Raw genomic sequence first — 17070 nt, 5'->3', positions numbered from 1 at the left:
ACATGGATCATATTAAACAAAATCCAGCAGTAGCTAGAGTTATTGAAAAATTTAATATATCTGATGATACTCTAAAACGAAACCAGTTCGTTTTAGAGGATTTTGTTGATAAATATATTTTGTGTGAAGCTGGTCCAATGTCAGAATGTAAACAAAAAACAAAAGGATATCGATCATCTTTACAATATGAGAACGAACGTTTTTATATTTCTTTAAAAAAATGTGCACATTGAAGATTTGAAAATAAAAACTTTGAACTAAAAAATAATTTTAATTATATAGATTATGATATCGATTCATTTAATATTGCATCACCTGGTCAATATATTAAAGAAGTTGAAGCATATGATCAATTTTCTAACAGCGAAATTGAACAAAGAAAAATGTTTTTATCAACAGCACTTAAAAAAATTAATAACAAGACTGGAAAAGGTATTTATTTATTTGGTACTCCTGGAGTTGGAAAAACAACCTTATTAAAAGTTTTAGCAAATACATTAGCTGCCAATGGAAGGAAAGTTGCTTTTATTGGTGTTGGTAATTTAATCAATACCATGAAAGAAGGTTTTACCGATCAAGTTAAAACTAAAAAAAGCGAATCATTAAATTCTATTTTAAAACATTCAGAATTTCTATTTTTAGACGATATTGGTGGTGAATCTATTTCAACTTGATGAAGAGATGATTTCTTATTTTCAATATTAAATTATAGAATGGAAAATAAAAAAATGACTTTCTTTTCTTCAAACTTTAGTATGAATGAATTAGAAAAAAACTATTCAATTAAAAATGATAACTCAGCACTAGAAAAAATAAAACAACAAAGATTTATGGAGCGTATTAAAGTACTTGCAGATGAGGCTGAATTAAAAGGAAACAATCATAGAGTGTAAAACCTTTTGATTGTTTTTTTATACTATATTTCAAAATAAAGTTATATAATAATTATGTATATTAAATAAGAGAGGAAAATTTAATTATGTCAAAAAAAATTGCTATTAATGGATTCGGAAGAATCGGACGTTTAACTTTTAGACAATTATTTAACCAAGGTTTTGATATTGTTGCTGTTAATGACTTAACAGATACTAAAACATTAGCGTACTTATTAGAATTCGATTCAGCACAAGGAAAATTCCAAGAAGGAAAAATTTCATTTACTGAAAATTCAATCATTGTTGATGGAAAAGAAGTAAAAATCTTCGCTGAAAGAGAAGCTAAAAACTTACCTTGAGGAGAACTTGGAATTGATCTAGTAGTTGAATCAACAGGATTCTATACTAAAAAAGAAGCAGCTGCTCAACACGTTGAAGCAGGAGCTAAAAAAGTTGTTATCTCAGCACCAGCTACTGGTGATTTAAAAACTGTTGTTTACGGAGTAAACCACAAAGATTTATCAGCTGACGATATCATCATTTCAGGAGCTTCATGTACAACTAACTGTTTAGCACCAATGGCTAAAATTTTAGATGAAGCATTCACAATTAAAAAAGGATTAATGACAACAGTTCACGCTGTAACTAATGACCAAAAATTATTAGACTTACCACACGCTGATTTAAGAAGAGGACGTGCTGCTATGGCAAACATTATCCCTTCAACAACAGGTGCTGCTGTAGCTGTTTCATTAGTTTTACCTCAATTAAAAGGTAAATTAGATGGAGCTGCTTTACGTGTTCCAACAATTACAGGATCAATTACTGACTTAACAGTTGAATTTGAAAAAGAAGTTTCAGTTGAATTAATCAACGATACAATGAAAAAAGCTATTGCAGCAGATGCTGATTTAGCTAAAGCAATCAAATACAACACTCAACCAATCGTTTCTTCAGACGTTATTGGATCATCATTTGGTTCAATTTATGACGCTACAATGACAAAAGTTATTTTAGGTCAAGATGGAAAACAATTAGTTAAAGTTAACTCATGATATGATAATGAATCATCATATGTATCACAATTAGTAAGAACAATTGGATACTTCACAGGATTATAATTTTAAGTACTTAAAATATAGTTAATAGTAAAAAGAACCCAAGGGTTCTTTTTATATTTTTGACAATTAATTACCTAATTGTTATAAAATTATTATGTATATTAAAAGGAGAGAAATATCATGAATTACAACAACAAAAAAACTTTAAAAGATATTGAAGTTAATGGTAAAAAAGTATTAGTTCGTGTTGACTTTAACGTTCCAGTTAAAGAAGGTGTTATTACTGATGATAACCGTATTCAAGCAGCTATGCCAACAATTAAACATTTAATTGAAAATGATGCGAAAATTATTTTATTTTCACACTTATCAAGAATTAAAACAGAAGAAGATAAAGCTACTAAATCTTTAGCAGTAGTTGCTAAAAAATTAGAAGAAGTTTTAGGTAAAACAGTTAAATTTGTTCCTCAAACTCGTGGTGCTGAATTAGAAGCTGCAATTAATGAATTAAAAAACGGAGAAGTATTATTATTTGAAAACACACGTTTTGAAGATGTTAAAAATGGAGAAGTTGTTAAAGCTGAATCTAAAAATGATCCTGAATTAGGTAAATACTGAGCATCACTTGGTGATGTATTCGTAAATGATGCTTTTGGAACAGCACACCGTGCACACGCTTCAAACGTAGGAATTTCAGAAAACATTGCTGAATCTGCATTAGGATTTTTAGTTGAAAAAGAAGTTGAAAACTTAGGTAAAGGAATTGATGCGCCTGAGCGTCCATTCGTAGCAATTTTAGGTGGAGCAAAAGTTTCAGATAAAATTGGAGTTATTGATCACTTATTAACTAAAGTTGACAAAATTTTAGTTGGTGGAGGAATGACTTTCACATTCATGAAAGCATTAGGACACGAAATTGGAAACTCACTATTAGAAGAAGATAAAGTTGAATTAGCAAAAGAATATTTAGCTAAAGCAAACGGTAAAATTATCTTACCAGTTGATGCTGCTTGTGCTTCAACATTCGCTGATGTTGAACCAACATTTTGTGGACTAGATGTGCCAGAAGGATTAATGGGATTAGACATTGGACCAAAAACAATTGAATTATTCCAAAAAGAATTAGCTGGAGCTAAAACAGTTGTTTGAAATGGACCAATGGGAGTTTCAGAATTTGAAAACTTTAAAGCTGGAACAGTTGCAGTTTGTGAATCAGCTGCTAAATTAGATAATGCATTTACTTTAATTGGTGGTGGTGATTCTGCTGCTGCTGCAATTAAATTAGGTTTCAAAGATGATTTTTCATGAATCTCAACAGGTGGAGGAGCTTCACTACAATACATGGAAGGTAAAGCTTTACCTGGAATTGAAGCAATTCAATCTAAATAATTATAATAACCTACGGGTTATTTTTTTTGTCTCAAAATGAGATAACATTCCATTTTTTCCAGTTTTTTGTTTAAAAAATGGAAAAAATGGAAAAATAAAGTATAATGATAATAACCTTTGAACGAAGGTAACAAAACAAAAAAAGGAAGGAAAAACATGAACTTAACAGAATTATTCTTAACAGAATTATTTGGAACAATGCTATTGATTATATTGGGTAATGGTATTGTTGCAAATTGTGTACTTAAAGGTACAAAAGGAAATAATGCTGGTTGATTAGCAATTACAATTGGTTGAGGTTTTGCCGTAACAGTATCGGCGATGATAGCAGCAGCCTTTAGTGGTCCTGGATGATTCAATCCAGCTGTAATGATTGGAGCTATGATTGCTGATGAAGGAGCACCAATTATGAATATGGGATATTCAGGTGGTGCGGCTACTGGTATATTTATCGGACTATTAGCAATTCAATTGATTGGAGCAATGTTGGGTCAATTAATTATTGACTTATTATACTTCAAACACATTCAAATGACATTACAAGGAAACGATGAATTCGCAACTGCAAATGTTTTAGGAATGCATGCAACTGGAGCAACAACAAGAGCAAAATGATTAAATTTAGCTATGGAAACTGTTGGAACAGGAGTGTTAGTATTTGCTGCCTTATCAATGGGAAGATTCAATGGAGAATTCTTTGGACCAATTGTTGTTGGTATTGTAATTATTGCTATCGGATTATCACTTGGAGGAACAACTGGTTATGCAATTAACCCAGTTCGTGATTTAGGACCACGTCTAGTTCACTTTGCTTTACCTTTAAAAGGAAAAAGCGACTCAGATTGATCATATTCATGAATTCCAGTGGCAGGACCAATGCTAGGTGGAATCTTAGTAGGAGCTATTTTCTTAGCATTCTAGAAAAAATAAAGAAGGAAATTGTATGAATAATAAATATGATATTTGTATTATCGGTGGAGGGATTATTGGAGCCTCTATTGCAAGAGAAATTGCTCAATATAATAAAAAAGTTGTTGTATTAGAAGCAAACGCAAGAGTTGCTATGGAAACAACTGCTGGTAACTCAGGATTGGTGCATGGTGGATTTGATCCGACACCAGGAAAACTCAATGCCAAATTAAATCAATTAGGTAAATTAAGATATGAAGATTGAATCAAAGAAATGGAATTTCCATTTTTAAGAATTGACTCAACAATTGTAGCTTTTAGTGAAGAGGAAATGAAACATATTCATATGCTATATGAACGAGGATTGACAAACGGATTACAAGCCTCTGAATTAGAAATAATTGATGCAAAGGAATTGCAAAAAAGAGAACCGAATATTTCAAAAGAAGCAGTTGGTGCTCTTGTATGCAACTCTTCAATTGCTGTTGACACTCCAGAATTAACAAAAACTTTATTCACAAATGCAGTTAGAAATGGTGTAGATTTAAAGGTTAATGCAAAAGTTGTAAGTATTAAACATAATAATTCAAAATATTTAATCACAACATCAAAAGGTGAAACAATTGAAGCTGAGTATGTGATTAATGCAGCAGGACACTATGCAGACATGATTTCTAAAATGGCTGGATATGCTGACTTTAATTTAGTTACAAAAAGAGGTGAATATAGAATTTTAGAAAAAACCGAAGCCGGAATTGTAAATTCTGTAGTATTCATGGTTCCAACAATTCATGGAAAAGGTGTAATTGTTGCTCCGATGTTAGATGGTCACGTTTTAGTGGGTCCAACAGCGGTTGATAATGTACCAAAAGATGAAACAAGATTAGTTACAGCTGAACAATTTAATAACATTGGAAATATTGGTAAAAAACTAATTCCATCAATAAATATGGATAAAACTTGCATGACATTATCTGGATCAAGACCAATTGAACCAATTAATGATGATTTTTGAATCAAACATGCAAGCGGTGATAAAAAATTTATTAACGTTGCTGGTATGAAATCACCAGCAATTGCCTCGGCACCAGCAATAGCTGATATGGTAATTGATTTAGTGAAAGAAACAGCTGGTGAATTAGAAAAAAATAAAAATTGAATCCCAAAAGAAAAATCAATTTTACCCCTATTTTAATATAAAGGAGAAACTATGGAAAAATATATTATAACTCTTGATGAAGGAACAACGTCAGCAAGAACACTTATCACAAATAAAAAAGGTGAAATTGTCGCAGTTGATCAATTAGAATTTACTCAATACTTTCCACAAGAAGGATGAGTTGAACATGATGCAGTTGAAATTTGAAATACTCAAAGATCTACTTTTACACAAGTTTTAAATAAATCAAAAATTAAAGGTTCACAAATCGAAACTATCGGTATTACAAATCAACGTGAAACTGTTGTTATTTGAAATAAAGAAACCGGACTTCCAATTTATAATGCTATTGTTTGACAAGATCAAAGAACTGCAAAATATTGTGAATCAATGGGTCAAAAAGAAGTTGATATGGTTAGAGAGAAAACGGGTTTGATTATTAATCCATACTTCTCAGGTACTAAAGTAAAATGAATATTAGATAATGTTGAAGATGCTAGAAAATTAGCTGCTGAAGGAAAATTGATGTTCGGAACAATTAATACATGATTAATTTTCCGTTTAACAGGTGGAGAATTATTTTTAACAGACCACACTAATGCTCAGAGAACATTGCTTTATAATATCCATACCAACGATTGAGATGATGAATTATTAGCTTTATTTGATATTCCAAGAAATATCTTACCAGAAATCAAAAATTGTGCTGATGATTTTGGAAAAACTTATCCAGGTTTAATTTCAAGAAATGATTTAACTCAAATTCCAATTAACTCATCAATTGGTGATCAACAATCAGCCTTATTTGGTCAACTATGTGTTAATAAAGGAGAATCTAAAGTTACTTATGGAACTGGATGCTTTATTTTAATGAATACAGGAGAAGAAAGGGTATTTTCAACTCATGGTTTATTAACAACTGTTGCAAATGCATATGATGGAAAAATAACTTATGCTTTAGAAGGATCAGTAATGATGGCGGGAGCCGCTATTCAATGGTTGAGAGATAATTTAAGAATTATTTATAACGCAATTGAAACAGAATGATATGCTGGTCAAGTTAATGATAATAGAAGGGTTTATGTAGTACCATCATTTACAGGTCTAGGTTCACCATATTGAGATTCATATTCTCGTGGAGCAATCTTTGGACTTGATAGAGGTACAAAACGTGAACACATTGTTAGAGCAACACTTGAAGCAATTGCATACCAAGCTTATGATGTCGTAAGTGCAATGGCAAAAGACACAAAAGCACCAATCAAAGAAATTAAGGTTGATGGCGGTGCATCTCAAAATAAATTTATGATGCAATTCCAATCTGATATAACTCAATCAGTTGTTGTTAAACCGAAAAATATTGAAACAACAGCAATGGGAGCAGCTTATTTAGCTGGTTTAAAAGTTGGCTATTGAAATTCAGTTGAAGAAATTAAAAAAAATGTTGCTGTTGATTTTAAATTAAGTCCATCAATTTCTCAAAAAGAAGCAGATCATTTAATTAAAGGATGAACAACTGCTGTTCAAAGAACATTTAGTTGATTAACAGATATTGAATAATATTAAATAATTCAAAAATAGGTTTTTGCCTATTTTTTTATATAAAATATTAAATAAGTAGAGGGATTTATATGGCTAAAATTAAAGTTAAAAAAGGTTTGGTTTTAAAAGAATATTTAAATTCTTCATGAATAACTAATTTTTGAGTAACTGGTAATGATATATATTTTACAAATTCTGATTTTGATCATGATCAAAATTTTTTAGCGAAGATTGATGCAAAAATTTTAAAAGAAAATTTAGTGATTAAAAGTTTTCAAAATAATTTTTTAAATAATCCTGATCCAAATTATTCTAATTTATTGGAAATATCTGAATCAGAATTAGAATTATTAGAATATCATCGTGGATTTATTTTTTCTTTAATAGATTTTGAAAATGATAAATTAACTTCGATTATTGATAGTGATAAATCTTATGTTAAAAATTCAAATGGAAAAATAATTGAAAAACTTAATAACTATGTGATCTTAGGTGTCAAACAAAACGAATTGGTTTTAAAAAGTTTCTCAGATAAAAAAATTTATTTATTTGAAAATAACATAATTAAAAATTTCAAAGAAAACATAACAAATATTATTAATTTTGATGATTACACAATTTATTTAACAAATGACAATAAGATTTATAAAAATGATAAAGAAATTTTTAAATCAAATGATGATTTAACTATAACTAAATTTGATGAATTTTCAATTTTGATATCATCAAAAGAATTAAAAGAAACTTTTATCTTTAGTATTAAAGATGAAAACAAAGTTCATGTTTTAATTAATAATTACTTTTATCGAATGATTAATTACAATAAAGAAATATTTATTGGTAAGCCTTTATTCGACCAATTTGGCAATACTAATTATTTCTTACCTATATCATTCATTTTCTAAAGCACTCAAATTTAAAATAGGACTTCGTCCTATTTTTTGATAATATTATATTAATTGGAGGTAGTATGAAAATTCAAATTATTGGTGCTGCTGGTGTTGGTAAAACTACATTAGGAAAATATATTTCAGAAAAAGAAAATATTAAATTTATTGATACTGATCACTACCTTTGAACAGATGAAACCTTTAAATTTAACAGGGAAATAAGTGAAAGAATTTCTTTATATAATCAAGACACAATAGATAACTGCAGTTATGTTGTTGCTGGTTCTGTATATTCGTGAAAAAAAGATGGTTTTAATAATAGAGATATTTTAGTTTTTCTTTTCTTAGATGATCAAAAACGTATAAATAGAATAATTGATAGAGAAATCGCTAGAAATGGATTAAGCGGTCTTAAAATTGATGAAAATGGTCAGTATACAAATGAGTTTATTGAATGAACTAAATTGTATAATAAAATCAATGATGAAACTTCTCCAGGTGTTTATGCTGAACATATGAAGCAACTTCGTGAATCAAAATCAAAAACAATTAAATTGAGCGGAGAATTATCACCCGAAGAACTTTATTTAATTATTAAAAAAGAATTACAAAAATAAAAAAGGCTTTTAAAAGCCTTTTAATATTGTCTATTTTGTTTTTTAATTTTAGCATCTTCAAGTCCGCTATATTTTGTAAATACAACTTCTTTGTTTTTTGTTCAAATACCTGAGATACATTGAACTGCCATTCTCATAATGTATGTAACATAGTATATTGTGATAGTTAAATTGAATAATGCAAACATCATAGCGAATAATTTAACAAACGCATTTCCATCAGTTGTGATAGCTCTAATCATATTTCCAATAGCACCTAGCAATCTTATTACTGCTATAAAGATTAATCAAATTAATTCGATTGTTGCCATAACTAAGAAAATAATTGATACTGCATTCATAATTTTACTTAAGAAAGTATTTCCTTCAAAAATATTATTTGAATTTTTAGTAAAGAACATTGAAGCTGATAAAGTTCCAATGAAAATCATTAATCCAGCAAAAGCAACAGTGATTACTCCTGCAACAGAATTATTTGTATCCATCATTTGTGAAACTGTAATACTTTCTGCTCCTGTCAGTGTAACTAAGAATAATGCAGCTAGCATTGAAATTCCACCACCCAAGCTTATTATTCCTAAAACTCTAGTTAAATAATAACGAGGATTAATATTTGATCTTGTATCAACATTTGGTAATGAAGAAAGAATGAAGGGAGTAAAGAAACCTCCTACATTTAAACTTAAAGCAGCAAGAACGAATTTATTATTAAGAATATCGTCATCACTGTTATCTTTCATAAATTTGTAGATGGCAACTCCTGATGCAATTGTTTTAAATAAGATGAATACTTCAAAACTTACTAATGTTGCATATGACATTTTACCAGCTATCTCGTTTGATCCGAATAAGTCTACAATTTGACCAGCCAATAAAATAGTCGATAATAAACCGATTGCGGCTATTGTTGTACCAAGTATTTGAGCAAAGTTGATCAAACCTCTTGGTATTCTGCTATTTCCGTACATATATACCTCCTATGTATTACAATTATTATACATATTTAAAGAAAATTTTGCTGTTTTACAATTATTTTTAATAATTAAAATAACAATAAATAATTTTTTTGTAATGATCAAAATAAGATTTTTTAAATAAAAAATAAGTAGTCTTATGACTACTTATTTTATTTATCACTTGGTTTCTTATTTAAGATAACCGGGATAATTAAAGGGTTTCTACGTTTTGTTTTAAAAATGTAAGGTGAAAGTGATTGTTTCACAGCTTGTTTAATAGCACCAAAAGTAGGTTTGGGTCCATTTAAAACTTCATTCACAGCATTTGTAACAATATTAATTGATTCTCCAATAATGTGTCCAGATTCTCTAACATAGAAAGAACCACGAGAAATAATTTTTGGTTGACATAGTAATTTATTATTTTGTGAATCGATTGAAATAACTACAGATATTAAACCATCTCTTGATAAAACATCACGTTCACGAATAACGTTTGATGCTTGACCAGTCATATCTTTACCATCAACATAAATAGCATCAGCAGCAACTCTGTTGTTAATTTCGGCATTACCATTTAACAATTCTAGTTGATCACCATTAGCCATTACAAAACCATGTCCAGGTTCTAAGTTAACAGATTCAGCTGTTTCAATATGTTTCTTTAACATTCTAAACTCACCATGCATTGGCATAAAGTAATTTGGTCTCAATAAAGAGAATAATAATTTCTGTTCTTCTTGTGAAGCGTGTCCTGAAGAGTGAATTTTATTACTTCCTGTATTTTCAATTACAATTGCACCAACTCTTGTAAGTTTGTTTGTCAATCTTTCAACATCAGCTCTATTACCAGGAATTGGTGATGAAGAAAATATAACTGTATCACCAGGAATAATGTTTATTGATTGATGTTTATTATTAGCAATTCTTGAAAGAGCTGCCATTGGTTCACCTTGTGAACCTGTTGTGATGATCATAATTTCATTTTTTGGATACTTATCAACATCAACCGGTTTAATAAATTGCTTTTCAGATATTTTTAAGTGACCAATTTGACGAATTATTTTAATAATTCTTTCAACTGATCTACCTAAAATAACTATTTTACGATTATATTTACTTGCTGTTTCAATAATGTGTTGAATACGGTGTACATTAGAAGCAAAAGTAGTAATCATAATACGCCCTTTTGCTTTTAAAAATAATTTATCAATATTTTCGATAATTCCTTTTTCAGAAGGAGTGTAACCTTCAACTTCAGCATTAGTTGAATCTGCCATTAATAATTCAATTCCTTTGTCACCCATAGCTGCTAATTTATTTAATTCAGTGTAGTGTCCTAAAGGTGATCAATCGAATTTGTAATCTCCTGTTGAAAAGATGTTTCCATTCGGTGTTTCAACTAAAATACCAAAAGCATCAGGAATTGAGTGGTTTAAAGCAGCAAAACTTACACGTAAGTTTGCTGATTTTCAAATATCATCAGATTTATATTCTTTAACAACTGTTTTATCTTTTAATTTGTGTTCTTTTAATCTATCGCGAATTAATGCTGCTGCTAATTCTGGTGCGTAAATAATTGGCACATCAACTTGTTTTAATAAGTAGTGAATTCCACCAATGTGGTCTTCGTGACCATGAGTAATGAACATTGCTTTAATTTTAGTTTGATTTTCAACCAAATATGAATAATCAGGAATAACTGCGTTAACCCCTAACATTGTTGCATCTGGAAATTTAACCCCAGCATCAATAATTATAATTTCATCTTGGTATTCAATAACATAAGTATTTTTACCGATTTCTTCTAAACCACCTAAAGCGAAAACTTTAGTAGGAACATCTCCACCAGCATATTGTCTTTTAACTTCAGCTTGTTTAAAAACAAATGGTTTAATTTCTTCTTCAGTTTCAACTGTTGAAACTGTTTGCTTTAACAATTCTTTTTCCATAATATTATTATCCTTTACTTATTTTTATATAGAATTCCCTAAGTTATTTAATTTTTTAAGTTTTAATTATTATAAAATGAATAACTATGAGTTATTTATAAAAATGCTTTTTAATATAATTTAAATATAACATAAAATTATCAAATAACTTAGTGTAATTTAAATATCTCAATGATTTCTTTTACCAACATTATGTGTATTTATTATTTTTTTCTTTAAAATAATATATATGAAGCAAATTATCAAATCGTATATGAAACTTTTTACAAGAAAATGATTCTCATCAGTTGCTTTGGTGATTTTTTTGTCAATCATAAGTTCAATAGTGATTGGTATGTTGGCTGGACCCGTTCAAGTAATTACAAAAATAAATAATGTAGAAAAAAAATCTGGTGGATTTGATTTTAGTTCTGATGCAAATGGTCAGATGAGTCTAAATACCATTTATGACTTTGTTTTACAAAATAAAGATGTTTATAAGAATGGTGAAAAAGTAATTTCTTCATTTGATAAATCTAAACCAAACAAACCCTTAATTGAAGAACAGACATTTAATTTATTTGTACAATATTCTTTGGAAGTTTTAATGAGAAAAAGTCCTGATTTTTACAAATTATCTATTCAATGAATTGATGAATTTTATGAAACATTCGATAGTAAAATAAGTAAAAATGATAGACTTTATAATTATTACTATTTATTTTCTAAATATAATACAGATAAAGATGATTTCACAAGTTACATTACTACTAAAATAATAAATTTTACTAATGAACCAAATACATCTTCAACCCCTTTATATGAAATAAGTCTCAAACAAATTCTTTCTGATGGAATAAGAGGAGTTTTAGGTAATAGAAATTTTTCAACTAATCAGAAAAAAGATTATGCTAACGATGCATTTGTTTTTTTAAGAGATGAAACAATTTCATATTTAAAAAATCAATTTCCTTTTGAAGATATAGCTTCTTATAATCAATTAATAAAAAAAGTTGCTGAAATACCTTTAGAAGAAACAAACTTTGTTGGTGATCGTCAAATTAACAACAATCTTGAAGTAAGAAACGCCAATTTAATTTTCGATAGAATCAAAACAGACAATTTAAATGTCTTTTTAGAATATGAAAATTTAGAAAATAAACGTTTAAACGAATTAAATGTTGAAGAAATGATGAAAATAGAAGATTTCGTGTCTTATCAAGCAAATTTGAATCACTCGGTAAATAGAGCTGTTTATTACAATATGTACATAAGTCAAGATAATTATAATGAATCAAATTTCAGATATAACATGAAAGAATTTTCGGAAAATTTTAAAAAAGATGTAATTAATAGTAATGAATTATTGAAAGACTATTTATACAAAATTTTCAATGAAGATTTTTTAAAAAATTTACGCGACATTTTAAAATTTGGTTATGAAACTAATGAAAATAATTCTTTACTTAAATATGATCAAGGAAAAATAATAACAGACAAAGAATATTATGATGCTAAAAAATTTATAAATGAATTATATCTAGAATTAAAAAACACAAAAATTACAGATTTAGATTTTGATAAATATTATGCGGAAGCTGCAAAATATAATTTAGAGCTTAGATATGATTTTTCTAATGATAAGAGAATATTTATCGACGATAATACAAGCAAGGAGTTAAAAGCTGAGATAATATCAAATGAAAATATTAATGATTATAATGATGTTTATGATAACGTTGGTTTAGAATTTATATTTTCATACCATCACAGTTCAGATTTTGAAAATAATTTAGAAGACCCTAACCAAAATAGTAGCGACCTTGTTTATACAAATGCAATAGAAGAAAAAAAATTCAATTTCTATATACCACTAGATATTCCAATAAGTGAACTTACAAATCATGAAGTTTTTACATACGATCAAATTAATTTAAATCCTCTTGCAAACGTTATCCAAGTTTCAAATGATTTCATGATTGATCCTGAACTTAATTATATTTTAAGAAGAGATTATGATAATAATGTTTATAAATATTTAATTGAAAATATATATAAAAATACTACAAACGGGAATGAAGTTAGAGATACAAACTATATTCAATATCAAAATAAAGATAAAGATAATATTAAAACAATTACGAGAATTAAATCGAATGAACAATCAGGTTTTAATGATTTAGTTATAACAGAAGGTAGAAATGCAAATCCATGAAATTGAAATGATTATAAAAACAAACGTAGTAATCTTGAAATCGTTTTAAATGAAAGTTTAAAAGATGTTTATAAAATAGGTTCAAAAATTAAATTGCCCGGAGTTATTAATGATGATTTTGATGCAAATGGATTTTCTAATAAAGATTTATTTTTATTAAATGAATTGTCCTTTACAGTTGTTGGTTTTGGTTCAAGCATTGATGATGTAATTCCTTTTGAAGATAATAGAAAAGATGAATTATATGCTGGATATGCATATATTGATCAAAATCTTTTTGATGAATTTTATAAAGCTAGAACTTATAATGAAGGTTTTTTGACAGAAAGTGCAAACTATCGATCAAAAATTCAAATAAACTTTAATTCAAAAACAAATGCTAAAACTTTCAATGATAATGTTTTAGATGATGAAAAATCCAAGGAGAGAATTTTTGATTACATAAGTTCTAGCTCTAGTGATGACATAGGATATATTAAGAAATTAGCTAATCAAAAAATTAATTTAGTTATCTTTATATCAATTGGTAGTGTAGTTATGATGCTTGGAGTAGTATTTATATCATTTATTATTAAAAAAGAAATAAATTACACTAGAAAACAAATTGGAATTTTTAAAGCTTTAGGATATTCGGGAAGAAGATTAGCTTATCCTTTCGCTATAAAAACATCTATTTTATTATTATTGGGTATGACTATTGGTCTTTTCATGTCGATGCCATCGCAAAAAATGTTGTATAAATTTTTTGCAAGTTCTTTTACGTTTAGTATTCAAGAAATTTATATGGCACCATTATTCATAATTGGTTTATTTGTTGCAATTCCAATAATATTTACAATTGCTGCGTATCTAATTACGATCAAGTATTTAAATGAGCCTATATTGGATTTAATAAATAACGAACATAGAATTAAATCAAGAAATCAAAATAAAAAAATTGGTTTCATAGATAAACAATTAGCAAATAGAGGAATATTCTTTAACTACAGATTAAGGAAAGCTTTCTTAAAAACAAGCAAAGGTAAGTTTATTATTATTCAATCAATTTTTGCCATAACAGCAATCACCTTTTCGTTGATGATATCAGCACAAAATTTAATGCATAATACAGCTACACAAACTTTTGATATTTTTGCAAAAAATAGTGATCATATGAACAGTTTTTCTGAAGTTGATAATCCAAGATTAGAAAATGATCTTCAAAAAAAATTAATACAAAGTTCATCAAATATGGGAAATAGTAACTTATTATTAATAGATCAAAATGGTAAAACAGTAAATCAAACTCTTGATGAAAGAACTAAGTTTGACTATGATGGATGAGAACCTTCTAATAAAGATATTATGATTTCTGATTCTAGATATAGAATCAGAGTGGTTATGGAAGCAATTGGTAATACTTTAAATGGTCAACAAGATACTTATGATAAGAGATTTAATTTTATATTACCTAATATCGGAAACTTAAATCTTGATAAAGGAAACATATTAGAAAAACTTTCCTCTAGTTGATTTTTAACTTTCTTAATTGATTATCAATTTTTAGGTGATGCATTTGATCAATCACCTAAGCAGGCTGATTTGTTTAAAAAAGAAATTAAAAATATAAGAGAAACAGGCCATGCGTCAGATGAGTTAACTATTGATAAAATTGTTGAAACTTCAGAACTTGATGGTAATGAAAACTGGTTACACAATAAGCAAGATCTACCTAAAAAAGAATTTAAAAATGAAAGTGGTAAGACATTCTTTGGAATGACTACATATGATAACCAACAAGAAGATTTAAATGAATCAGGACAATATGCAAATAACATTTTCATGAGTGATATTTCAAGAACTTATTCTATGATTTATGCATTTTTATATTCTTTAAATGAAGTTCAATTAAAATTATCTGAAAATTTAAATATTCCACAATATGGAATTATTGAAGCTATTGATGATTTCAAAAATTCAAATAATTTGTTAAAAACTTACGATATAAACGATTCTCAAAATTGAAAATTAATTGGTAATCCATTAACAGATATAGAAAAATATCTAGTTGAAAACGAACCTGTTATAAAAACATTAGAAAGAGATAATAATCCATTTGATGCATCAAATTTCATTAATAACAACATTAATGGTGCGTTTATGACGATGTCGGGAATATTAAAAGAACCAGAATCAATAGCTGAAGAATCAGTTTTCACACCAGGTATTCTTGTTTATGACTCTAATACTGATGCTCTTGAATATAATTTAAGAATTAAATTAAAAGATAATAAATCATTAGATGATGCAGCGCTTTCTTTTGTTGATACAAAAAATGTTGATAGAATAGAAGATGCTCAAGTTACTGAATTTATAAATGGTGATCAAGAAATCAAATATAATAATTTAGGTAATCTTGGAGATGTTAGAAATCACTTAAAATTCCAAGGAGTTGATCAATCTCAATGAGAAAAATTAAGAGAATATTCTGTTGATGAAAATGGAGTATATACTTTTAATACCATTATTCAAAATAACGTTGCAATGTCAATGGATTATGAAATTGGTGATGTTTTTGAAATTGTAACTGATACTGAAAATACACCATCAGAATTAGGTTTAAACTATAAACTAAAAGTTGTTGGAATAAATAAAAACGTTAATGTAAAACCAATCAATTATGAACACTTCTATGTTGATTATGAAACCATCATGCCATTAATTATGGATAGAAACATAATTGAAAATGATAATACTCATGCTGAAGCAGAAAATAATGATCATAGTAGAAGTTATAGAAGACTTGTAAATTCAATATATAGTGGTCAAGAACTTTTAAAAGGTGAATATGATTTATCAACGCCAAAAGCAGCTTTTGAGTCTATTAAAACTATGGAATATGTTGGTAAAAATCTTTCAATGCAATTAGAAGAATCTACTTCAGTTAATTATCATGCTTTTTCTGGAATATTAAATATTTTTGAATCATTGTTTATTCCTGAAGAATATGATTTATTTGATGTTGATGGTCGAGTTGGACTTGTAAATTCTGGAGCACTTGGTCAAACATCATACAATGAGTCTATTATTCCATTTGACATGATGATTGCGGCTGCAGATAAAACAATTGAAATATTAGATAGTATATTCTTAAACTTTGTTATTTACTTCTCATTCATTGTTCTATTGATTGTCGGAATATTAATTAACATTATTGTTGAAGAATCTAAGAAAATTATTTTAACACTAAAAGCGATAGGATATAAAAATAGAGACATCAACTGAATAGTTATGGGTTCACACATAATTGGTGTAATCATTTCAATTTTTGTTTCATACTTATTTGTATTTGGTATTTTAAAAATAGCGTCCTACATTGTGATGAAAGAAGCTAACATTTTCTTGTCAGTTCAATTTGGATTCTATTCTCTATTAACCATTATCGCTATATTAGGAAGTATTTTAGCTGTATCTTGATACATATCAAATAGAGTAGTTTCTAAAGAAAAAATTACTAATATTACAAATGTAAATTAATCACACTTCG

The 17070-nt window shown here is 27.8% G+C and carries 11 protein-coding genes; 9 read left to right on the top strand and 2 right to left on the bottom strand.

The window, feature by feature from the left end:
* Positions 1-2 precede the first annotated feature (2 nt).
* The 8 genes from T347_RS0100295 to T347_RS0100255 all read left to right on the top strand — a co-directional run bounded on the left by T347_RS0100295 (position 3) and on the right by T347_RS0100255 (position 8442).
* The gene (locus T347_RS0100295) at positions 3-893 is read left to right on the top strand and encodes an ATP-binding protein (RefSeq protein WP_051635996.1); all 891 of its coding nucleotides are present in this window, start codon (positions 3-5) and stop codon (positions 891-893) included.
* Positions 894-979: 86 nt separating this feature from the next.
* Complete coding sequence (gene gap / locus T347_RS0100290) at positions 980-1996, top strand: type I glyceraldehyde-3-phosphate dehydrogenase (protein ID WP_031542096.1); 1017 nt, start codon at positions 980-982, stop codon at positions 1994-1996.
* A gap of 120 nt (positions 1997-2116) precedes the next feature.
* Positions 2117-3325: a phosphoglycerate kinase gene (locus T347_RS0100285; protein WP_031542094.1), complete on the top strand. Its 1209-nt coding sequence runs from the start codon at positions 2117-2119 to the stop codon at positions 3323-3325.
* Between the two features lie 156 nt (positions 3326-3481).
* A complete protein-coding gene (locus tag T347_RS0100275) occupies positions 3482-4246 on the top strand; it encodes an MIP/aquaporin family protein (RefSeq protein ID WP_031542091.1) in 765 nt (254 codons plus the stop codon).
* Between the two features lie 22 nt (positions 4247-4268).
* The gene (gene glpO / locus T347_RS0100270) at positions 4269-5429 is read left to right on the top strand and encodes a type 2 glycerol-3-phosphate oxidase (RefSeq protein ID WP_031542088.1); all 1161 of its coding nucleotides are present in this window, start codon (positions 4269-4271) and stop codon (positions 5427-5429) included.
* Between the two features lie 15 nt (positions 5430-5444).
* A complete protein-coding gene (gene glpK / locus T347_RS0100265) occupies positions 5445-6953 on the top strand; it encodes a glycerol kinase GlpK (RefSeq protein WP_031542086.1) in 1509 nt (502 codons plus the stop codon).
* A gap of 71 nt (positions 6954-7024) precedes the next feature.
* The gene (locus tag T347_RS0100260; RefSeq protein ID WP_031542084.1) at positions 7025-7840 is read left to right on the top strand and encodes a hypothetical protein; all 816 of its coding nucleotides are present in this window, start codon (positions 7025-7027) and stop codon (positions 7838-7840) included.
* 65 nt (positions 7841-7905) lie between these two features.
* Positions 7906-8442 carry an AAA family ATPase gene (locus T347_RS0100255; RefSeq protein WP_031542082.1) on the top strand — a complete coding sequence of 179 codons (537 nt, stop codon included), beginning with the start codon at positions 7906-7908 and terminating at the stop codon, positions 8440-8442.
* Between the two features lie 20 nt (positions 8443-8462).
* Here the strand turns inward: T347_RS0100255 and T347_RS0100250 are convergent, their stop codons facing one another.
* Together T347_RS0100250 and T347_RS0100245 are read right to left on the bottom strand one after the other, a co-directional pair.
* On the bottom strand, positions 8463-9410 hold the full coding sequence (locus T347_RS0100250; RefSeq protein WP_031542079.1) for a hypothetical protein: 948 nt from the start codon (positions 9408-9410) through the stop codon (positions 8463-8465).
* Positions 9411-9568: 158 nt separating this feature from the next.
* Positions 9569-11350 carry a ribonuclease J gene (locus tag T347_RS0100245; RefSeq protein WP_031542077.1) on the bottom strand — a complete coding sequence of 594 codons (1782 nt, stop codon included), beginning with the start codon at positions 11348-11350 and terminating at the stop codon, positions 9569-9571.
* A gap of 229 nt (positions 11351-11579) precedes the next feature.
* Here T347_RS0100245 and T347_RS0100240 point away from each other — a divergent pair, with 229 nt between their 5' ends.
* Positions 11580-17060: an ABC transporter permease gene (locus T347_RS0100240; protein WP_084323914.1), complete on the top strand. Its 5481-nt coding sequence runs from the start codon at positions 11580-11582 to the stop codon at positions 17058-17060.
* The last annotated feature ends 10 nt before the right edge of the window (positions 17061-17070 follow it).

Source organism: Mesoplasma photuris ATCC 49581, from assembly GCF_000702725.1.
Taxonomy (GTDB): Bacteria; Bacillota_I; Bacilli_A; order Mycoplasmatales; family Mycoplasmataceae; genus Tullyiplasma; species Tullyiplasma photuris.
The sequence above is the reverse complement of the archived record's forward strand: the minus strand, read 5'-3'. Positions and strand labels throughout refer to the sequence as shown.